At 25.7% G+C, this 20,983-nt stretch carries 19 protein-coding genes; 11 read left to right on the top strand and 8 right to left on the bottom strand.

Translation table 11 applies throughout. The features are described 5' to 3' along the window. Positions 1 to 121: 121 nt before the first annotated feature. The 3 genes from GBG18_RS01505 to GBG18_RS15260 form a co-directional block, all read right to left on the bottom strand. On the bottom strand, positions 122 to 4,588 hold the full coding sequence (locus tag GBG18_RS01505; protein WP_152187733.1) for a YobI family P-loop NTPase: 4,467 nt from the start codon (positions 4,586 to 4,588) through the stop codon (positions 122 to 124). A gap of 516 nt (positions 4,589 to 5,104) precedes the next feature. Next, positions 5,105 to 5,533 carry a thermonuclease family protein gene (locus GBG18_RS01510; protein WP_152187735.1) on the bottom strand — a complete coding sequence of 143 codons (429 nt, stop codon included), beginning with the start codon at positions 5,531 to 5,533 and terminating at the stop codon, positions 5,105 to 5,107. Between the two features lie 252 nt (positions 5,534 to 5,785). Beyond that, complete coding sequence (locus tag GBG18_RS15260) at positions 5,786 to 5,962, bottom strand: hypothetical protein (protein WP_193311044.1); 177 nt, start codon at positions 5,960 to 5,962, stop codon at positions 5,786 to 5,788. A 127-nt stretch (positions 5,963 to 6,089) separates the two neighbouring features. On the opposite strand from GBG18_RS15260, the gene GBG18_RS01520 reads away from it, so the two are divergent. The 8 genes from GBG18_RS01520 to folE all read left to right on the top strand — a co-directional run bounded on the left by GBG18_RS01520 (position 6,090) and on the right by folE (position 13,026). Then, positions 6,090 to 6,380, top strand: a complete 291-nt coding sequence (locus tag GBG18_RS01520; RefSeq protein WP_152187739.1) for a hypothetical protein — start codon at positions 6,090 to 6,092, stop codon at positions 6,378 to 6,380. A 305-nt stretch (positions 6,381 to 6,685) separates the two neighbouring features. Then, positions 6,686 to 7,276: an ATP-binding protein gene (locus GBG18_RS01525; protein WP_152187740.1), complete on the top strand. Its 591-nt coding sequence runs from the start codon at positions 6,686 to 6,688 to the stop codon at positions 7,274 to 7,276. A gap of 78 nt (positions 7,277 to 7,354) precedes the next feature. Beyond that, positions 7,355 to 8,239, top strand: a complete 885-nt coding sequence (gene era, locus GBG18_RS01530) for a GTPase Era (RefSeq protein ID WP_152187741.1) — start codon at positions 7,355 to 7,357, stop codon at positions 8,237 to 8,239. Positions 8,240 to 8,354: 115 nt separating this feature from the next. Continuing rightward, positions 8,355 to 9,263, top strand: coding sequence for a hypothetical protein (locus tag GBG18_RS01535; protein ID WP_152187743.1), 909 nt, complete (start codon positions 8,355 to 8,357; stop codon positions 9,261 to 9,263). Next, positions 9,247 to 9,900, top strand: a complete 654-nt coding sequence (locus tag GBG18_RS01540; RefSeq protein ID WP_152187745.1) for a hypothetical protein — start codon at positions 9,247 to 9,249, stop codon at positions 9,898 to 9,900. Before GBG18_RS01535 ends, GBG18_RS01540 begins: the two co-directional genes overlap by 17 nt. Continuing rightward, positions 9,893 to 11,248, top strand: a complete 1,356-nt coding sequence (locus GBG18_RS01545) for a GspE/PulE family protein (protein WP_152187747.1) — start codon at positions 9,893 to 9,895, stop codon at positions 11,246 to 11,248. Before GBG18_RS01540 ends, GBG18_RS01545 begins: the two co-directional genes overlap by 8 nt. Continuing rightward, the gene (locus tag GBG18_RS01550; RefSeq protein WP_152187749.1) at positions 11,248 to 12,441 is read left to right on the top strand and encodes a type II secretion system F family protein; all 1,194 of its coding nucleotides are present in this window, start codon (positions 11,248 to 11,250) and stop codon (positions 12,439 to 12,441) included. The genes GBG18_RS01545 and GBG18_RS01550 overlap by 1 nt, the downstream gene beginning before the upstream one ends. A 12-nt stretch (positions 12,442 to 12,453) precedes the next feature. Continuing rightward, entirely contained in the window at positions 12,454 to 13,026 is a 573-nt protein-coding gene (folE, locus tag GBG18_RS01555; protein ID WP_152187751.1) for a GTP cyclohydrolase I FolE, read from the top strand. Between the two features lie 33 nt (positions 13,027 to 13,059). Here folE and mgtE read toward each other — a convergent pair whose 3' ends face one another. Together mgtE and GBG18_RS01565 are read right to left on the bottom strand one after the other, a co-directional pair. Beyond that, positions 13,060 to 14,412, bottom strand: coding sequence for a magnesium transporter (mgtE, locus tag GBG18_RS01560; protein WP_152187753.1), 1,353 nt, complete (start codon positions 14,410 to 14,412; stop codon positions 13,060 to 13,062). A 12-nt stretch (positions 14,413 to 14,424) separates the two neighbouring features. Next, positions 14,425 to 15,624 (bottom strand): peptidoglycan DD-metalloendopeptidase family protein, encoded by a 1,200-nt coding sequence (locus GBG18_RS01565; RefSeq protein ID WP_308418454.1) that lies wholly within the window; start codon positions 15,622 to 15,624, stop codon positions 14,425 to 14,427. Positions 15,625 to 15,691: 67 nt separating this feature from the next. Between GBG18_RS01565 and GBG18_RS15490 the strand changes: the two genes are divergently transcribed. From GBG18_RS15490 to purL, 3 genes are all read left to right on the top strand, one after another. After that, on the top strand, positions 15,692 to 15,847 hold the full coding sequence (locus tag GBG18_RS15490; RefSeq protein WP_226898684.1) for a hypothetical protein: 156 nt from the start codon (positions 15,692 to 15,694) through the stop codon (positions 15,845 to 15,847). A 55-nt stretch (positions 15,848 to 15,902) separates the two neighbouring features. Beyond that, the gene (locus tag GBG18_RS01570) at positions 15,903 to 16,655 is read left to right on the top strand and encodes a L,D-transpeptidase family protein (RefSeq protein ID WP_226898685.1); all 753 of its coding nucleotides are present in this window, start codon (positions 15,903 to 15,905) and stop codon (positions 16,653 to 16,655) included. Positions 16,656 to 16,720: 65 nt separating this feature from the next. Then, positions 16,721 to 18,934, top strand: a complete 2,214-nt coding sequence (purL, locus tag GBG18_RS01575) for a phosphoribosylformylglycinamidine synthase subunit PurL (RefSeq protein ID WP_152187757.1) — start codon at positions 16,721 to 16,723, stop codon at positions 18,932 to 18,934. A gap of 43 nt (positions 18,935 to 18,977) precedes the next feature. Here the strand turns inward: purL and GBG18_RS01580 are convergent, their stop codons facing one another. Genes GBG18_RS01580 through GBG18_RS01590 form a run of 3 tightly spaced genes read right to left on the bottom strand, consistent with a single transcriptional unit; the run spans position 18,978 to position 20,981 of the window. After that, the gene (locus tag GBG18_RS01580; RefSeq protein WP_152187759.1) at positions 18,978 to 19,427 is read right to left on the bottom strand and encodes a hypothetical protein; all 450 of its coding nucleotides are present in this window, start codon (positions 19,425 to 19,427) and stop codon (positions 18,978 to 18,980) included. Positions 19,428 to 19,435: 8 nt separating this feature from the next. Next, positions 19,436 to 20,074, bottom strand: a complete 639-nt coding sequence (locus tag GBG18_RS01585) for an ABC transporter ATP-binding protein (protein ID WP_152187761.1) — start codon at positions 20,072 to 20,074, stop codon at positions 19,436 to 19,438. Between the two features lies 1 nt (position 20,075). Further along, on the bottom strand, positions 20,076 to 20,981 hold the full coding sequence (locus GBG18_RS01590; protein ID WP_152187763.1) for a NapH/MauN family ferredoxin-type protein: 906 nt from the start codon (positions 20,979 to 20,981) through the stop codon (positions 20,076 to 20,078). Positions 20,982 to 20,983: the final 2 nt, after the last annotated feature.

Genomic DNA, 20,983 nt, shown 5'->3' on the forward strand with positions numbered 1-20,983 from the left:
TGTACTTTTTGGAGTATGTTCAACAATTCAACTCTTTTTAGAACAAGATTTCCATTAGTAAAAACTGTTCCAAAAGTAAGAAATTGTGAAACGAAATTCATAAGGACCAAAAAGAATTAGATTAGAGATACCTATCTATTATAGTTTTTTCTGATTTACTAAAGTTACATTTTAACATAGATTTTTCCTTATTTGTAACAGTAGATATATATTGAATACTTTCAAGTTTTTCTAAAATACGTAAATATTCAGGACTATTTTTTATATTAATATATCTTTTTTTATTTAAATTATTGATATTTTTAAAGCTATGATTATCAATTGCATTTAAAACTTCATATAATTCATCTCTATTTGTAAATTTATATAATAAGAATAGTTCAATTTTTTTACTTTTTACAATACTTGATTCCATTACCAATAAATATTTTTCATATTCAATTCTTGATATATTATTTTTAATTTTTTCTGCAATGTTCTTTGTAAAACTATCATCATTTTTTAAATATGTTTCATCAACATAATGATTAATAAGCTCAACTTCATAATTATTCATTTCTTCGAACTTTATAAGCTCTTTAATTAATGTAATATCATTTATATCTAATGTAACACTTATTTCATTAATTATGAGTTCACTAGTTAAAACTTTTTCTTCTTCTTTGCGTTTAATAAAAAAGCTATCTAAATATTTTAATAAAAGAGTTACTTTTTTAGATAAGCTTATATCACTTTGTAATAATGGAATTAAAGCATCTGTATTTATATTATATGGATTGTGCTTTATAACTTCGTATAAATTATCTTCAAAATCATCAATATCCCCAAAATATGTAGGTTCTAACACCATATTGATAAAATCAACCAAAACAGCATTATCAAAAATTTTGTCTTTTAAAATTTCCTTAACAGTCATATCATTAAAAAACATCAGATTATTTAATGTCTCTGTGATTTGCTCACCAAAATTCTCTTTCTTTTCATTTTTAGAATACTCTAAATGCAAGTATCTTATTAGCAGTTCTAATCTCTTATTTAATTCGATGTCTTCATTTTTAAATATAAGTCTTAATACCTCTATATTAGAATCTAAAATATTTACATTAATTAAATCCATTACAACCTCTAAGAATTCTTTATCTTTAGGAAACTTATCACTACAATAATTATTTACTATTTCAAACCTATCTTCTTTTTTATACTTTATGTTTTTAACTATTTGATATATATAATCATCTGCTATTTCAAAATCTTTTATATTTGAATATATATTTTCAGTATCTTGTTCCAATAACAATAAAGTCTGCTTCTGCGTTCTTTCATCAATTAAATATGAGTAGTTTTCAGAGTTAACATTAATTTTATGCCTAATTATATAATCTAATCTCTCATCTGATATATCTCCTAAATCTTTACAGCTAAATTCTTCTAAACTATTATCTATTATTTGCTTAAATTCTTTAAATTCAATATCGTTTGAGTTGATTAAAAATTGAACTAATTTTGTAAAACCTTTTGGATAATGTTGAAAAAATATTTTTTCAACATTATCATTAGCCTTTAAAAATTTTATAAAAGCTTCTCTCTTGATATAATCTTTTTCAATAAATAGTAGGTTTAAATTACTTATGTTAGGAGTTATTCTCTTTTTTTCTGTTAAAAGACTCCAATAATTACAATGTACTTGTTTGAGGTCTGAAATTAATGTGCTATTTGCATTTAGAAATATTTGAATACTTTCATACGTTATTTGTTCATTACCAAGTAGGTGTAGTACAGCTTTTTCATCTTCATTGGCATTATGTATATGTGAATATACATTCTGAACATATTCATTTATATTTTTAAATATATAGGTAGATAATACATTGGGAGAACGTTTTTTTATTAATGTATAGTTTTGTTCATAGAATGCATCTTCTGAAACATCTAATAAATTTTGCATCCAGAACATATTTATTTTGTAAAGACAAAAAACTCCAATAGTGTTAAAAGTTCCGCTATGTTTATTTTTAGAAATATCCTTGAGCTCAGAAAACTTAATATTAAGACTTTTTAGTAGTTCATGAAAAATACTTATCTCAATTGTTAATCCCTCAAGTATATTTGACAGTTCTTTTCTTTCATTAAGATAAGTAGTTAAGGAATTGTCTATATTTAAATTTATTATTTTTTGAAATTCTATATTATTAACAAGATATATAAAATATTGTTCTTTCTTTTTTTCATCAAGTTTATCATTGATTATCTTCCAAAAAGATGTATTTATGTCACATACTTTATTTAGGAATTCTTTTACTAAGTTGGTATCTGATTTCGTATTTAGGTACTCTATAAAGCTGTCAATAAAATCAAACCTAAACTCATCTATTATGAATTCTAATTTAATATCTAAATATCTTTTATTTAAGTCTGTCTTTTTAGATAAAAGTTCAGCACATAAATCAAAGTTTAAAATACTCTCTTTTTTAAACTCTTCTTCATTTAAATACTCTATCACTTCTTCAATCTCTTTTAATTTTAAACTATATGAAAGTGCAGGTTTAATACTTTTAAGATTTTCAATAAAGTTTATATCATTAATAGATTTACCACCTTCATAATAAAAAGAAATATAGTTATGATAAGTTTCATCTAAATATCCATATCTTATAAGATATGAAAGAACTTTATCATTGTATAACTTCTCACCTAATACTAATTTTTCATTATATTTTAAAACTAACTTCTGTAAAGTATTTTGATTAATATTATTAATAGTTTCTTTTAATTCGCTTATTTTTACCTTACATGCTTCAATTTCATCTTTATATTTATTTTCAATAATATTAATTCTTTGATTATATGACCGTTCTGGATTTACTTCTTTTTCCAAGTCTTTGAATGATTTTCTACTATTTACCAGACCTTGATTATAGTTGTAATATTTAATATTTGATAATTCTTTAAATTTATTAAAACTATCATCTTCCAAAGATTCATTTAAATAAATCTTTCCATTTTCATTATCATATATATATGATATACCATAATTATTGTTATCTATACATTTAAAAAATTGCTGTACATAAACTGCTCTTAATTCTTTAACATCTAATTGCATTTCAGTTTTTACTCTTTTTTCGTAATCTTTTATATCCTTTTTGCAATCAGTAATTTCTTGTTCAGTTTTATCTATAACCTCTTTTAATCGTACTTTCAAATCATCTTTATTGAATACTTTATACACTAGCCCATTGTCTTCAAGAAGTTCTGCAAAATCAGAAGGGTTATAGTTTTTATAAATAGACATTGCAAAAAGTTTGTCATAATTTAAATTGATTTTTTTATTTTTATCATCAGAATTACAAAGAAGGTTTTTATATATTATAAACTCATTGAAAATATTTTGTAATAGTCTCATATCATGAATAAAAATAGAAATATCTTGTATAAATCTTTTAGATAGATATACTTTTGATTTATTCTCTTCTTTTTTTAATTCTTCATCATTAAATACATTAATACCTACTTCACTAATTAAATCCTTTATTTTTGTATAAGAATTAGATGAATTAATAACGGGAATGACTGGAATAAAAGAGTCAAAAAACTTTGTTCTTTCTTTATCCTCAAATATATTATCTCTTATTGCATATATAAATTTAATTTCTCTTTCTTTATTAATTTGCTTAGACTTATTAAGAAGCTCATTAATTTCTCTTAACTTAATAAAAATTTCTGGGTTTTCAAATCTATCCAAATCTTCAATTACTACAATATTGTATTTTGTTGATTCAAAAAAGTAGATAATTTCATCTAAGTGTTTATTCATAATTGAATGCTTTGAACTTTCATCAACTAAATTTATCTCAGGTGATTGTAAACTAAGTTTTTGAAGCTTTATTCTTGGAGATAACTTCATTAAAGAAAAAATAAAATATAACATACCGACTACAAATATAATTGTACATACTTCATTTAAATAGAATTCATTTTCAAATTCTTTTATATCTACGAAAGAAAAGATTTTTTTAAATTCATCTGATTTAAATAACTTAACAGTTGTAAGAAGCCATAAAAAGACTCCTAATGTTTTTATTTTCATGTACTTAATTGTTAATATGCGTTTAAATCTTGAATTTGGGATATCATCATAATCAACTTTGTAAAACATTTGTTGAAGAATACCTTTTTCAATCTCTTTTATATCAACATTTAATAAATCATTTTCATCATCTTTTGTATTATTTTTCTTAGGAATTTGCTTATCGTCAGGAATCTTTTTTTCATCATCATTAGACTTTTTTTCTTTACTTTTAAATGTAGCAAGTGAAATATTTAAAAACTTATAGTCACTTCTCCAATTATTCTCTTTCTCAAAAGATTTAATTATAGTACTTTTACCTGAACCATAAGAACCGGAGAGTGCAATATTATTTACACCTTTAGTATTTAGAACTTTATATAAAGAATTAAAATATACTTTATTCTTTATATCGTCTCTAGGAATTAGACTATTATATACTTTAAGTTGCTCTTTTTTCTCTTTATTTTCAAAATAGAAAAGTAGTTGTTTCAGTTTATTTATTACTATATTTTTAATCATATTTAAGTTTTCCTTAAATTTATTTATTATTATATACAAGATAGCCTGAAAAGCAACAGATAACATACCAAAAAATGTTACCTATTGAAACAACGATAAAAACCTTAATTAATGAAAATATAAACTTATTATATGTGTTTAACATTAATATTTAGATGATACATAGACTATGTATATTAATGAGTATCGGGATAAACATGAAAATGTTAAATATATTAGAAAATTCAGTATGAGTAAAAAAATTGTTACAAAAATAAGTTTCAAAACGGTTGTCTCCCTTCGGGGATTCACCCACTAACTCCAGTAACCTTAAGATGAACAACATACTTTATACTTCAAATTTGACACTTTTTTCTTTTTCTCTTCAATATCTCATAATGGGATTGTTAATATATCGCTGTTCTAAATATTTTCTGTACCTTATTTAACATACTCCAGATTTCAACTTTTTTTGGAACAATCTTTCCATTCGTAAAAACTGTTACAAAAATAAGACTTTGTTATACAAAAGAGTATTTATTTACACCAATCTTTAGCTTTCTTCCCACCATGATATGAAACTGCAAGACTATTATTGATTAGTTCTACAGATAAACTTCTATTTTGTTCATTAAATAGATCAGCAACAATTCTAAAGTATTTATCTTTCTTCATGTTACGCAGCTCCAAGCTTTTAGCTTTTCTAATGAAGTTAACTGTAAATTGTTTTGCTTTACGTGCAAGTACTTTTTCTTGCGTACATTTAGCTCTAATTTCAGGAGTATCAACATTAGCTAATCGTATAGCCATCTTATGGCCTATAATCTCTGGGTAGCTCTTTATATTAACTCTGAATGTATCTCCATCATAGATGCTTGTAACTTCATCTATTGACACACTTCCATAGTTTTTTTCTGCGTGTAGTAAATTTATAAGTATTAAAATTACAAGTAGTATTCTTTTCATGCTCTAATCTATTTCCATATTATTGATATTTATTGTGTATCCCAAATTTGAATGATTGGTAATTATTCCATAATAGGTCTTTACTCGTATTTGATTAATCATATTTCGAAAGGTAAAAATTGATACATTATCTTTTCCCCATGCTCTTAATGTGAGTACATCAACAGGTACAACTTTTCCTTTATACTCAAGAAGTGTCATTATAATTTCTCTTTCTAATTTTCTTAGATGAATTTCTTTTTTATCTTTATCTTATAGCTTCTCTAAATATCTATGATAATAAAAACCCTCTCCTAAATCTACTCGTGAGCTTAAGTCATATTCTATTAATTGCTGTAGGTATTGGGGAAGTGTTAGCTTTTCTCTCTTAAGATTTAAAGTAAGTTTATCATCTACTTGTTTTGATAAATCAAGTTCAACAGTTTTCATACTTTTCCTTTAATAATTGAAAACATTATACATAGAAAACATTAATGAAAAATTATGATTATTGCAAACTTTAATTCCATTATGTAATGTTTATAAGATTTTATGTCAATACGTTATATAATATTCTATGAATTACCTTGAATCTTATCACCTAACAGACCTTGAAATCTACTGTAAAAATAAATGTGTTAGGATTGTTATTGAACATCATAATGAAGATAAGAATGAAATAATATACTATCGTGGATTATATGGTGGCTATCTCTATGGTAAAAAATTAACAAATAGTTTGAAGAAAAGAAAAAATAGATTAACAAATATTGAATTGTATAATCATCTAAAAGTTTACAAAAATTGGAAAACTAAAAGTCGCGGAGAACAAGATGCCTTATACGATATTATGAATTATTTAAGTTGATGAAATTTAAGTAATTACATTTATTCCTTTTTCCTATACCTATTATAACTAATTATAAAGTACTTATCGATAGTCTTTGATTAAAATATCTAGTAAGTCTGTTATCTTTTAAATAAACTCAAATTTTAGAGAGATAAGAAAAAAGTAGAGAGGCGCTTTTTATTCTTTTACTGCAATTTAATATACAAAATCATTAATTACATATTATTAGTTACATATTTTTAGAATATGTGATTAATAAAACTACCATTAAATGGCCTTTTATATTAATTACATATTAATTACTACAATATAAAACTCCTGGCATTTTATTTTTTGATGAATTGCCACACTTCTCAAAATCCATACTTGAAGCTTTACGAGAGCCTTTGGAAGATAATAAGATATTGATTTCAAGAGTAAATAGTAAAACAGAATATGAAACAAAATTTATTTTTATCTCTTCTATGAATCCTTGTCCTTGTGGAAATCTTCTTTCAAGTATCAAGCAATGTAGATGTAATGAAGCTGAAATACAAAGATATAAAAATAGATTATCAGAGCCATTTTTAGACAGAATTGATTTATATGTAGTTATGAATGATACTTTAAATGACTCAAAAAATATTGTAAGTTCAAAAGAGTTACATGAAAATGTAATTAAAGCATTTGTAAAACAAATGCAAAGAGGGCAAGAGGAGTTAAATGGAAAATTATCAGATGCAGATATAAAAAAATATTGTCTTTTAGATGAAGATGCAAAAGCTTTATTTGAAAGTGCAAAAATAAATTATCAATTATCTTTTAGAAGTATAAACAAAGTTTTAAAAGTTGCACGAACTATTGCTGATTTAAATGATAATAAATCAATTACAAAAAATGATTTATTAAAAAGTTTGAGTTTTAGACGTAGGTAAATTCAATTTAACCCTTTATAATCACAATCATGCTATTATCCAAATAATTAAATAAGCTTTAAAGCTTGAGGAGAATTAATGACTAAATGTGGTTATGTATCAGTAGTAGGACGACCTAATGCTGGAAAAAGTTCGTTATTAAACTGGTTAGTTGGTGAAAAGATTGCAATGGTTTCACACAAAGCTAATGCTACAAGAAAAAGATCAAATATAATTGTAATGCATGAAGATGATCAAATTGTATTTGTCGATACTCCAGGAATTCATGAAACAGAAAAACTTATAAATAAGTTTATGTTAGATGAAGCATTAAAAGCAATGGGTGATTGTGATTTAATTTTATTCTTAGCACCTATTACTGATAAACTAACACATTATGAAGATTTTTTAGTAAAAAATAAAAAAAATGTAAATCATATTTTATTACTTACAAAAATTGATAATGTTTCAAATGAAGAAGTTTTAGCAAAAATGAAAGAGTATGAAGTTTATTCAGATAAGTATGAGTCAGTTATTCCTGTATCTATTAAAAAAGCTACAACTCATGCAGATATTTTAGATAGTGTTGTTAAGCATTTACCTGAGCATCCTTATTTATTTGACCCTGAGATTATGACAACTGAGCATATGAGAGATATCTTTAAAGAGTTTATTAGAGAATCAATTTTTGAAAATATTTCAGATGAGATTCCTTATGAAACAGATGTTTTAATAAATAAAGTAGAAGAAAAACCAAAAATTGATGTAATTAAAGCTACTATTATTGTTCAAAAAGGAACACAAAAGGGTATGATTATTGGTAAAAATGCAGATGCTATTAAAAGAATTGGTAGAGATGCAAGACTTAAAATAGAAAAACTTACTGGAAGAAAATGTTTTCTAGAACTTTTTGTTTCAATTAAAAAAGGTTGGACAAAAGATAAACAAGGTCTTAAAGAGCTTGGTTATGATGTAACATTCTAAAGAGAACTTTCTCTTTAGTCTTAATACTTAAAAAATAAAACTAATATAAAAACTTAATAAATATCTTAAATAATTATTATAAAGTAATATAAAATATTATTTAAAGTAGTTTATTATGAGCGATATTGCAAATATTTCAGATATCCAAAATTTGATTGTTGATGTTTCTGAAGAGATTAATCAAAAAAATCTTTTAAACTTTACTCAAACTTCTTTAGATATAAATAATATAAAATACTCTTCAAATGACATTATATATTGTAAGTTTTTAGAATACTCAAAACAATATCAGATTTTTGTTTTTTCTAGTACTTTTAAATATATGCTAATTGAATTACTAAATTATTATAATGATGAAACTAAAGATACAAAAAGCTTAATGAGTTCACTTGTTTTTAAACTATATATAACGAAGAGTTTTTTTGTAATATATAAGAATGATGAACTTTATGTATATCAAGTTTTAAATCATAAATACAAAAATGATGAACTATTAGCATTTATAAATAAAAGCTTTAATATCACTATTTCAAAAAGCTATGAAATATCTGAATCTAGTTTAAACAAAATTATTGAAAATAAGCATAATCAAATAATAATCTCCTCTTTTTGCAATCTTAATAAAAAAAGTAATAAAAGTTTTCTTTTATATCTTTTATATTTAGTTGTTTGTGTCTTTTTTATATTAATATACAAAAATCATGAAAGTAATATACTAAAAGATAAGAGATTAGAGAAAATAAATACTCATAAAGAAGAGTATTTAAAAATATCTAAAATGCTAAAGTTTAAACCTTTTAAAAATGAATATATAAAACTTGTAAATACAGCAGATAAATATAAGTTAAAGATTCTTTCCTTTGATTATAATCCAAAGATAATGAAAATAAAATTTAGTTCTAAGAACAAAGAAAATATATACTCTTTTTTAAATGAGTATAAAAATAGTGTAGTAGGTAATAGTATTGTAAGATTGGCTTCAAAAAATATTTTTATAAGTACAGTAAATGTTAAGCCAAATTGAAAATAGCTTTTTAAAAAGTGAAATAAAAGTAAAAATTCAACTTTTTATTTTACCTCTTTTATGTATCTATTTTTATTTCTATTTTTTTGATTATAAAAAAGACTCTTTAGTTTTTAAAAGTACTAATCTAAATAGTTTAATAAGTAAAAAGTTTACAGGTTCTTATTTAGAACTAAATAAAGATATAGAAACCTTTTGTTTATCAAAAAAGATAAATATAAATGCAATTGATTATAATAAAAATAATCTGTTAATAAAAGGAAGAACTTCCCTAAATAAAATAAATAAACTAATTGTAAAAATAGAATATATTAATAACTTTTCTAAAATCACTTCTTTAAATCTTGAAAAAACAGCAAAGCATAATCTATATAACTTTGAAATAAATAGTGAGTTTAAAAAGTATTATATAAAAGAAAAAATCCAAAAAGTAGAAGAAAAACTAAAAGTAGCAAAACAAAACTTAGACAATTTTCATCTAAAAGCTATTATTTCAAATCATATTTTATTAAATAATAAATGGTATACAAAGAATGATTTCATAGGCAAATATAAAGTTCTTAAAATAGAAAAAAACCTTGTAGTTTTAAATTATAAACAGAAGAATATAAAAATAAGGCTTAATAAAAATGAATAGTATACATGTAGATTATGATTTGTTTTCTCTTTATGAAAAAGAGTATTTTTTTAAAAATAAAATTGTTCCAATTAAAGAAGATGATATCTCTTTAGATTTATTAGTTTGTAAAGATTCAAACTTAAATAGTGTAAATAATGATTTTACAAAAGTATTAAAATTCACGCAAGTTGATACAAATGAATTACTTTTTTATTTGAGTTTTCTAGATATAAAAATAGAGTTGTTTAATATAGCCAAATCTATAGTTTTTGAAGAAAAAGATGAAGAGAAATCTGTAGAAAACTTTTTGTATAAACTAATAAGTTTTTCAATTCTTACAAGAACTAGTGATATTCATATTGAACAATATAATAGTCAAGTTTTATTTAGATTTAGAGTTGATGGAAAATTAAAGACGTTTTTTTCTTTTTCTAATAAGTTACTAAAAATTCTTTCTTCATATATAAAGCTTATTTCAAATATAGATATCACGCAGACGCGAATTCCACAAGATTCGAGATTCTCAGTTTTAATAAATAGCGAAACTTATGATTTTAGAGTTTCAACAATGCCAACAATTGAGTCTGAATCTATAGTAATTAGAATATTAGATAAAAAGAATATAAACAAAAGTATTGAAGATTTGGGTTTATCTTTAGATATATATACAATTTTAAAAAAAGCCTTAACTTTAACTCAAGGTTTGATTTTAGTTACAGGACCAACAGGTGCTGGAAAAACGACAACTTTATACTCTATTTTAAAGGAGTTAAATTCAAGTGAAAAGAAGATTGTTACAGTTGAAGATCCAGTTGAATATAAAATAGATTCAATTTCACAAATTGCTGTAAACAATAAAATAGGTTTGAGTTTTGAAGTAATTTTAAGAAATATTTTAAGACAAGACCCTGATATCATATTTATAGGTGAAATTAGAGATAAACTCTCTTTAGATATTGCACTTCAAGCATCACTTACAGGACATTTAGTTCTTGCTAGCATTCACTCAAATAATAGTGTTGAGACTATTTCTAGGCTTATGGATTTAGATGCTGATCCTTTTTTAATCTCCTCAAGTTTAAAATTGATTCTTTCTCAAAGACTTATTTTAAATTATTGTAAGTTTTGTGAAGCAAAGGGATGTGAAAAGTGTAACTATACAAAATATTATGATAGATCATGTATAGCAGAAGCTATGAATATAGATGAAAAAATATCTTCTATGATATTTAAAAAAGAAGATATTAATGAAGTTAAAAAATATTTAAAAAGTACTAATTTTAAGACAATACTTGATGATGGGAAAGAGAAAGTAGCTTTAAAAGTTACATCTATTAAAGAAGTTTTAAAAGTAGTAAACTTCTAATGAAAAAATATAAAATAAAGTTCCAAAGCAATAATGGAACTAAAACTATTTTACTTGAAACAAATGATATTTCAAAAGAGAATTTACCTTCAAATATTACAAATATAAAAGAAATTAAAAAGTTTGATACCACAAGTTTATTTCAACAAAAGAAAGTTATAAAAGAGAAAGTTTTAATTAATATTTTTTATGAACTAAACTTAATGCTAGAATCAAATGTTACACTAAGTGATGCTTTAAATATCTTGATTAAAAATAGAAAAAATAAAATAGTTTTAGAGTTTTTAGAAACTTTAAAATATGCATTTTCTACTTCAAAAAAAGTATCAGAAGAATTAGCTATATTTAAAATTAATTATCTTGTAGGTTCTTTTTTAGATATTTCTCAAGATTCTGGAAACATTGTTGCAAATGTAAAAGCTTTATCTGAACTATTAATTGAATCTCATGAAATAAAAAAGAGTTTTATAAAATCAATAAGCTATCCTATAATACTATTTATTAGTTTTTTTCTTTCTCTTATTTCAATTTTTTACTTTGTAATACCAAAGTTTAAAACTATTTTTGAACAAACAGATGCAGAACTTCCACTTGCAACAAAAATCCTTTTGAATGTACAATATTTATTTGAAAATTATTTAGTAATAATTCTAATTTTTTTACTATTATTATTTTCTTGTTTTATATTTTTTTATAAAAAAGATGAAAAATTCCAATACTTTATTCATAAAGTTTCTATCAATAATATATATTTGATTAGAGATATTTATTTAAATATGCAGCTTTATAAGCTGTTTTTATTCTTAGATATAATGCTTAAATCTAAATATGAATTTCATAAGTCACTAGTCTGTTCAAAAGTTTTAATTAAAAATAAATACCTTTTAGATAAAATGTCAATTATTGATAATTTACTACAAAATGGTAAGGGTATTAGTTCTTCTTTTTCACAAGCAAAAATATTTGATGATATTACATTAAATCTGATTAATACAGGTGAGGTATCAAATTCATTAGATGTAACAGTTAGTGAAATAAAGAAAATATATAAAAATAGATTTAATGATAAAATTAATTTATTAACAGCCTTAATAGAGCCATTTTTTTTAATTGGTATTATGAGTTTAATTCTTTGGATTGTACTTGCTGTATTTATGCCAATTTGGGATATGGGAAATATCATAAAAGTTTAAAGGAAATACTTAATGGATAAGAATGTAGAGTTTGAAAATTCTATTAAAAAGATGCTTGAGCATGTAGGTGAAGACTCAAATAGAGAAGGTTTAGTTGATACTCCAAGTCGTGTAAGAAAAGCATTTGAGTTTATGTGTAGTGGTTATAATCAAGACCCTAAAGAGATTTTACAAAAAGCATTATTTACTTCAACTAATGATGAGATGGTTGTAGTAAAAGATATAGAATTTTATTCACAATGTGAACATCATATGCTACCAATAATTGGTAAAGTTCATGTTGCATATATTCCAAATGGAAAAGTAGTTGGACTTTCTAAAATACCTAGAGTAATTGATGTATTTGCAAGACGTTTACAAATTCAAGAGCAATTAACAGAGCAAATATGTGATGCGTTAAATGAGCATTTACAACCAAAAGGTGTTGCTGTTATGATTGATGCAAGACATATGTGTATGGAAATGAGAGGGGTTCAAAAAATTTGTTCAACTACAGTGACTTCAGCACTTAGAGGTTTATTTAAATCAAACAAAAAAACTAAAGATGAATTTTTATCAATAGTTTCTTCTTCTTTACATAAATAAAAACTAAGATTTATTCTTAGTTTTTATCTTTTTTTATAAAAGTATAACTTTTGCAAGCATTAAAAAACTAAAGAACCCTACAATATCAGTTACTGTTGTTAATAATACAGTACTTCCAATTGCAGGATCTATATCAAACTTTTTAAGTAGTAATGGAATAGATGCTCCAAAGAAACCAGCAGCAAATAAATTTAGAATCATTGATAAGCCAATTACAAGACCTAAAAGCTTTTCATCAAACCAAAGCCATGCTATTACTCCCATAATTACAGCAAATAAGAAGCCATTAAATAATGAGACTATAACTTCTTTCTTAACTGCATCCTTAGAGTGCTCTAACTCAATATCTCCAAGTGCAAGCTGTCTAACCATTACTGCTAGCGTTTGAGTTCCTGCATTTCCACCCATTGAAGCTACAATTGGCATTAAAATTGCAAGTGCAACATAAGCTTGAATAGTTTCATCAAAAATTCCAATAACTAAAGAAGCAAGTATTGCAGTTCCTAAATTTAAAAACAACCACATAGCTCTTTTTTTTGCAGTTGCAAATAGATTATCTTCATGCTCAAAGTCATCATTAACCCCAGCTAATTGATACATCTGTTCTGTTGCATTCTCTTCAATTACATCTAAAATATCATCAGATGTAATTCTTCCCATAAGCATATCTTGATAGCCTACAACTGCTACAACATTTAAATCATATTTTTCAAACTTCTTTGCTACATCATCAATATCATCTTTATCTTGAACAACAAAAGGTTCAAATCTATTTTTTTCATATTCATTTAAAACTTCTTGATAAGTTTTTTTAAAATCAATAATAATTAAATCTTCTAATAAAATAGAAGCAATTAATTTTTTATCATCATTTACAATAAAAACTTGATGAATATTTTCTAATTCATGAGATGCTTTACCTTCAGTTAATCTATCAAGCGATTGTTTAATTGTTTCTTTTAAGTTTGCTGAAAAGAGCTCAGTTTGCATATATGAGCCAGCTTGGTCTTCTTCATACGTTTTAAGCCAATCAATCTCTTTTTGATCTTCAACTTCTAAACCATCATAAACTTCTTTTGCTTTTAATTCATCATGTTCTTCAAGTTCTTGAATTATATCTGTTTGATCATCTGATTCTAGTTCATCAACGGCATGAGTTAATTGTTTAATAGTAAGTTCTGAATAGGCATCTTCTCTTAGGTTTTCAGGAAGTTCAAGTAAGACTTCACCTAAAATATCATCAGGTAATTTTTTAAGTACAGTGAAGAAATCTTCTTCACTTTTTTTTTCTATTTTTTTAAGGCTATTTGCAATATCACTTGGATGTAAATTCTCAAGTTCTTCTAAAAGTTTATTAGGTTCTTTTATAATTTCATCTTGAGGCATGTGATATGTTCCTTATAATTTTTTTACTTCACTTTTATATGTAAGTCTATCTAATTTTGTAGCTTGTGTTCTATTTTCACTTTTCATTTCATTTTCAAATGTTTTTATAATACTTTTTGAATTAGCTAAAAAAGTTGCTTTATGCTTTCCTGCTAATCCTGAAGTTTTTGGACGTCTAATAACTTTTAATGGATCTACTGCTTTTCCATTTTTATAAAGTCCTAAGTGTAAATGTGGACCTGAGCTAAGTCCTGTACTTCCAACATAACCAATATGTTGACCTTTTTTAACTCTAGCACCTCTTTTTAGACCTTTTCTAAAACCATTTTGGTGAGCATATAATGTTTTATAGCCATTTTGGTGATTTATGATAATTGTATTACCATAACCACCTCTACGACCTTTAAATTCAACTCTTCCATCACCTGCTGCATAAATTTTTCTTCCTCTTGGAGCTGCAAAATCTGTTCCTAGGTGTGCTCTATATCTTTTTAATACAGGATGCCATCTTTTTTTTGTAAATTTACTTGAAATTCTTTTATAAGTAAGTGGTATTTTAAAGAAAAAAGTTTTTGAAAAACCTTTTCCTTTTTCATCATAATATTTATCATCTTTACTATTTTTAATTCTATAATATTCTTTTCCTGCAATTTCAACCATTGCAGCACTTAATTCAGGCAATCCATGTGGACGACCAAGTAAGCTCTTCTTTGTATATTTTAATGCAATAAAATCGCCTTTTTGCATTTTTCTAAAATCAACTACGCCTTTGAACAATGATTTTAATTGAATTGCTAAAGTCACATCCCCTGTTGCTTTTTGTATATCATGTGAAACAGAAACGGTAATAGGAATTGCAATTGCTTCAGTATACTCTTGATAATTTATAGGTAGTGTCTGAAATTTAACTGTTCCATCACTATCTTTATACATATGAATTTGTATATCTTCTGATACTGGAATTAAAACTTGATTAAAATCTCCATTATCTTCTGTATAAAGGAAAAACCTTTTATCCGCAACAATTTCTGAACATAGTTCTTTATCTTCTTTTTCAAGATCGAAATATAATTTTTGAGGAATAGAATACTTTTCTAAAAATGTTAGAAAGCTCATACCTTTAGGCCATGGGAGTTCTTGTACTTCTGCTGAATGCAAAAGATTTAAAAATATAATAATACTTAGGATGATTTTTTTCACTGTTAAATTCACTTTTTATTAAAAAATTAGAACAACTATTATACAATTGCGCAACTTAAAAAATAATATGGAGAGGCAATTGAATAAAATCATAATTTTATTAGCCATGGTCATAAATATATTTGCAAATGATTTAGTAGATTTATATAGACTTCAAGGACTTAATGCAGTAGAGAAAAAACTTGAAGAGAGTTTAAAAGATAAAGAGTATTGGAATAATTACTTACGAAAATAAGAATGTTGACTTAGGATATTACGAAACAAAAAAATTTGTAATATTAACTCATAAAATGAAATCAGAATTAGCTTTATATGAAATCAATAATAATCAAACAAATCTTATTGCACGAAATAGTGTAATTGTTGGTGAAAAAGAGGGTGATAAATATTTAGAGGGTGATAAAAAAACTCCTGAGGGTGTTTATGAGTTAACAGGAAAAAAGACAGAACTTGATCAGTTTTATGGACCTTTTGCATTAGTAACTTCTTATCCTAATACATTTGATAAGGCTTTAGATAAAAAAGGTCATGGAATTTGGATTCATGGTATGCCTTTAGAAAATGAAGAGCGAGAAAAATATACAAGAGGATGTATTGCTTTAGATAATCCAGAATTAGAAAAGCTTGAAGAAAAAATAGATTTAGAGAATGCAATTTTATTAACAAGTAATGATGAGTTTGAAAAAGCAAAAAAAGAAGAGATATCTTTAATTCTTTCTTCTATTTTTGAATGGAAAGATTCTTGGAAGAAATCAGATATCAAGAAGTATTTAACATATTATTCAAATGATTTTAAAAAATCTGATGGAAGCAATTTTGAAAAGTTTTCTAAATATAAAAAAAGAATATTTAGAAAAAAAGAGAGAAAAAGAATACATTTTTCAAATATTAATATAACACCTTATCCAAACTCACTAAATAAAAGAATGTTTAAAGTTATAATGGATCAAAAATATAAGAGTCCAGCAGTAGATTTTAAAGGTAAAAAAGAACTATTTTTAGAAATAGCTAATAATGAAGTTAAAATTTTAACTGAAGATTAAAAGTAAATTTAACTCTTTTTTAGATATAATCGCCTTAACTATAACAACCATATTTAAGGCTAAAGATGCAAAAAAAAGACATGAACTTAGAAGAGTTAGCACTTGCTCACTCTTTAACACTTGAAGAATTAGATAATATTAAAGAAATTTTAGGAAGAGAACCAAACTATGTAGAAATTGGTATCTTCTCTGCTATGTGGAGCGAGCACTGTTCGTACAAATCAAGTAAAAAATACTTAAATGGTTTCCCTACAAAAGCTCCTTGGGTAATCCAAGGTCCAGGTGAAAATGCTGGTGTTATTGACATTGGTGATGGATATGCTGCTGTATTTAAAATGGAATCTCATAACCACCCTTCATTTATTGAACCTTACCAAGGTGCTGCTACTGGTGTTGGTGGAATCTTAAGAGATGTATTTACAATGGGTGCAAGACCAATTGCAAATATGAATTCAATTAGATTTGCTGGTATTGAAGGTAATAGTGAAACTGCTCAAAAGCATAGATTCCTTTTACGAGGTGTTGTTGCAGGTATTGGTGGATACGGTAACTGTATGGGTGTTCCTACTATTGGTGGAGAAACTACTTTTGAAGAGTGTTATGCTGGAAATAATCTTGTAAATGCATTTACACTTGGACTTGCTAAGTCTGATGAGATTTTCTTAGGACTTGCTGAGGGTGTTGGAAATCCAGTAATGTATGTTGGTTCTAAAACAGGACGAGATGGATTAGGTGGTGCTGTTATGTCATCTGCTTCATTTACAGAAGATAATGAATCAAAAAGACCAACTGTTCAAGTTGGAGATCCTTTTACTGAAAAATTACTTTTAGAAGCTTGTTTAGAATTATTTAAAGAAGATGCAATTATTGGTATTCAAGATATGGGTGCTGCTGGACTTACATCATCTTCATTTGAAATGGCAGGAAGAAGTGAATCTGGAATGATTATGCACTTAGATAAAGTTCCTGCACGTGAAGAGGGAATGACTCCTTATGACTTTATGCTTTCAGAGTCTCAAGAAAGAATGCTTATTTGTGCTAAAAAAGGACATGAGCAAAAAATTATTGATATTTTTGAAAAATGGGAATTAGATGTAGCTGTTATTGGTGAAGTAACTGATACTGGAAATATGGAATTATTCTGGCATGGTGAAAAATGTGCTGAAGTTCCTGTTCAACCAGTATCAGAGCAAGCTCCTATTTTAGATAGACCAGTTGCAAAACCTACATATTTAGATGGTTTAGAAGATATTATCTTAGATAAAGAAATTTCAAACCAATCAGCATTTGATGATTTATTCTCTGATATGGAAGTAGTTGACAAGTCTTGGGTTTATTCTCAATATGACTCAATGGTACAAACAAATACAATTAAAGGACCAGGTTCGCTAGATGGTTCTTCAATTAGAATTAAAGAGACAGGAAAAGCTTTATCTATGTCTGCTGATTGTAACACAAGACTTTGTTATATTAATCCAGAACTAGGAGCTGCCGCAGCTGTTATGGAATCAGGAAGAAATGTAGCAATGAGTGGTGCAAGACCAAAAGCAATTACTGATTGTTTAAACTTTGGTAATCCAGAGAATCCAGAAGTAATGTGGCAATTTGCACAATCATGTGAGGGAATTAAAACTGCTTGTAAAGAGTTAGATACTCCTGTAATTGGTGGAAATGTTTCTTTATATAATGAAACAAATGGTGTTGGTGTTTTCCCAACTCCTTCAATTGCAATGGTTGGTATTAATGATGATGCAAATAAAGTTTTACCATCATGCGTTCAAAAAGAGGGGAATGTATTATATATTTTAGGAGACACTCAAAGTGAATTTGGTGGATCTTTATATATGAAAAAAATGTATTCTGTAGTTGCTGGTTCTCATCCTGAAGTAAATTATTCTAATGAATTAAAATTATGGGATACAGTAATTGAAGCAAATAAATCTTCATTATTAGAAGCTGCTAAAGATGTTAATGTTGGTGGTATTGCAATAGCATTAGCAAAAATGGCAGTTGTTGGTAAGATTGGAGTTGAAGCTGGTATTTCATTAAATGAATCTAGAGATATCTTCTCTGAATCATTAAGTAGAGCAATTGTAGAAGTTAAACCTGAAAATTGTGCTGCTTTTGAAAAGTTAGCTGATAGTAAAGATATTCATTGTTCTAAATTAGGTTTAGTACAAGGTGATAAAATTTCTATTAATGATATTTATAAAGAGTTAGATGCTGCATCTGATGTTTACTTTAATAAATTCAAAAGTGTTATTGAACAAGATTTATAAGAATCTTCAGAAGTAGTAGATAAAATCTACTGCTTCCTTTTTACTATCTTCCTATTTCTAAAATTCGTTTACTTACTTCTTTAAAATCTATTATTTCTAATCCAGCTTGAATTGAATCTTTTTTCTTATGTGCCCCAAAACCATAAGCCATTGGTGTTACATTCATAGTATCATAAAATGCGGTTCTTGCATCTATCCATTTTGCAGTGTTAAAGTCATTTATCCAAATTATTGCATCATCTTTCCATTTAATATCTTGGTCTTTAAACCATAAAATAGTACAACCAATATCATCAAATACATATTTCTCTCCATCTTTTGGATTAATAACTTGTACTGTTTGATTTCTATCGCTTACAACCATAATACATCTTTTACACATATCTCTATCCCAGTGAATATCATGTGCACCTGTTTTAACTTTTTTTTCACAAGCTGTGAATAAAAAGCTAAGTGATATAATTAATATTAAAGAAGTTAATTTTTTATACATATAAAATCCTATACTAACTCATCAGAGACAATTTTCCCTAAATCCATATATATTTGCCTATTAACTATTTCTTTTACTTCATCAAGTCTATGTGTAACAAATAAAAGAATTTTATCATCTTCATTTTGTTTTAAAAGTCTATAGAAATCATCACGTGCAACAGGATCTAGATTTGCTGTTGGTTCATCATATATTATGATATCACTTTTTTTAGCAAGTGAAATAGCAATAAGCATTTTTTGTTTCATTCCACCAGAGAGTTTAAAAAAAGATTTATTTAAATTTGCTTTTAAATCAAGTTTCATCTCATTTGCATAATGCATTATAAGCTCACTATCTACATTTGAACTAGCTTCAATATATTGAATAAGCTCGTCTAAATTTAATTTAATAGGAGGTGGAAGTTGTGGTACAAAAGAGATACTATCTAATACTTCAACTCTTTGTTTAATTGGGTCTTTCCCATTTATTAATACATTTCCAGAATTTGGATGATAGTATCCTAAGATAGACCTAATTAAAGTAGTCTTTCCAGCACCATTTGGTCCCATTAAAGCTATATAATTGTTTTTTTCAAACTGCACACTTACATTATCTAAAGAAACATGTGAGCCGAATTTTTTTGTTAAATTTGAAACCTGTATCATTTTATACTAAACCTTTTAATCTAAAGTCAAATTTTAATGCATCAGCATGGCATACATCAATACATCTACCACAAAGAGTACAATCTGCACCTGTTACATACTGAGTTTTTATCCCTTTTTCTTCTCTTTGTTTATCATATTTTGCTTTTGTTAAATCTAATACTTGATTTTCAAAACATACATCATGACAAACCATACAATGGTCACAATTATCATTCCACTGAACTCTTAAAGCACTTACTTTTCCAATATACCCATAAGTTGTTCCAATTGGACAAAGGTATGTACACCAAGCTCGTCTTGAAAAGAATACTTCAAGTAAAAAGACGATTAAAACCCATCCAAGTGCTAAAGACCAACCATAAGCAATAAATCTACTTAATATTCCTACAACATTAAAAGTTTCAAAAACTAAATAGCCACTTGTAAATGCCATGATTATAAACATAAACCAAAATATATGTCTAACTCTATGATCAAATTTCCTCTCTTTTATTATCTTCTTAGTTACTAATGTATTATGAAGTTTTTCTCCAATCTCGCTAATAATTCCGTAAGGACAAACCCACGAACAATAACTCTTTCCTCCAACAAATAAATAAAATATTATAATTGTTGAAGTTCCAATTATTACATTTATTGGAAGATGATAAGTTGCTAAAAAAACTTGTATTGTTGTAAAAGGATCAATTAAATGAAAGCCCAATATTCTTGAACCATTAAGAGTTCCCTCTAGTGTTTGTATATCTATTGCAAATGATAAAAAGAAAAGTAAATGAATTGAAATAACTACAATCCATCTTTTCATTCTATATGAAAAGAATGATTTACCTTCTTTAGTTTTATCAAAAAATGTTGATAAAAAACTTGTATTTTTTATTGTCGCTCTTGTATTCCATTTATCCATAA

Source organism: Poseidonibacter ostreae (assembly GCF_009208075.1).
Lineage (GTDB): Bacteria > Campylobacterota > Campylobacteria > Campylobacterales > Arcobacteraceae > Poseidonibacter > Poseidonibacter ostreae.

Excerpts from the sequence above, each read along its gene's own strand:
- GBG18_RS01510 (WP_152187735.1), bottom strand. The coding sequence starts at position 5,533 with ATGAAAAGAATACTACTTGTAATTTTAATACTTATAAATTTACTACAC.
- GBG18_RS01550 (WP_152187749.1), top strand. The coding sequence starts at position 11,248 with ATGAAAAAATATAAAATAAAGTTCCAAAGCAATAATGGAACTAAAACT.
- GBG18_RS01580 (WP_152187759.1), bottom strand. The coding sequence starts at position 19,427 with ATGTATAAAAAATTAACTTCTTTAATATTAATTATATCACTTAGCTTT.
- GBG18_RS15260 (WP_193311044.1), bottom strand. The coding sequence starts at position 5,962 with ATGAAAACTGTTGAACTTGATTTATCAAAACAAGTAGATGATAAACTT.
- GBG18_RS01540 (WP_152187745.1), top strand. The coding sequence starts at position 9,247 with ATGTTAAGCCAAATTGAAAATAGCTTTTTAAAAAGTGAAATAAAAGTA.
- GBG18_RS01590 (WP_152187763.1), bottom strand. The coding sequence starts at position 20,981 with ATGGATAAATGGAATACAAGAGCGACAATAAAAAATACAAGTTTTTTA.
- GBG18_RS01520 (WP_152187739.1), top strand. The coding sequence starts at position 6,090 with ATGAATTACCTTGAATCTTATCACCTAACAGACCTTGAAATCTACTGT.
- folE (WP_152187751.1), top strand. The coding sequence starts at position 12,454 with ATGGATAAGAATGTAGAGTTTGAAAATTCTATTAAAAAGATGCTTGAG.
- era (WP_152187741.1), top strand. The coding sequence starts at position 7,355 with ATGACTAAATGTGGTTATGTATCAGTAGTAGGACGACCTAATGCTGGA.
- mgtE (WP_152187753.1), bottom strand. The coding sequence starts at position 14,412 with ATGCCTCAAGATGAAATTATAAAAGAACCTAATAAACTTTTAGAAGAA.
- GBG18_RS01585 (WP_152187761.1), bottom strand. The coding sequence starts at position 20,074 with ATGATACAGGTTTCAAATTTAACAAAAAAATTCGGCTCACATGTTTCT.
- purL (WP_152187757.1), top strand. The coding sequence starts at position 16,721 with ATGCAAAAAAAAGACATGAACTTAGAAGAGTTAGCACTTGCTCACTCT.
- GBG18_RS01545 (WP_152187747.1), top strand. The coding sequence starts at position 9,893 with ATGAATAGTATACATGTAGATTATGATTTGTTTTCTCTTTATGAAAAA.
- GBG18_RS01535 (WP_152187743.1), top strand. The coding sequence starts at position 8,355 with ATGAGCGATATTGCAAATATTTCAGATATCCAAAATTTGATTGTTGAT.
- GBG18_RS01570 (WP_226898685.1), top strand. The coding sequence starts at position 15,903 with ATGAAATCAGAATTAGCTTTATATGAAATCAATAATAATCAAACAAAT.
- GBG18_RS01505 (WP_152187733.1), bottom strand. The coding sequence starts at position 4,588 with ATGATTAAAAATATAGTAATAAATAAACTGAAACAACTACTTTTCTAT.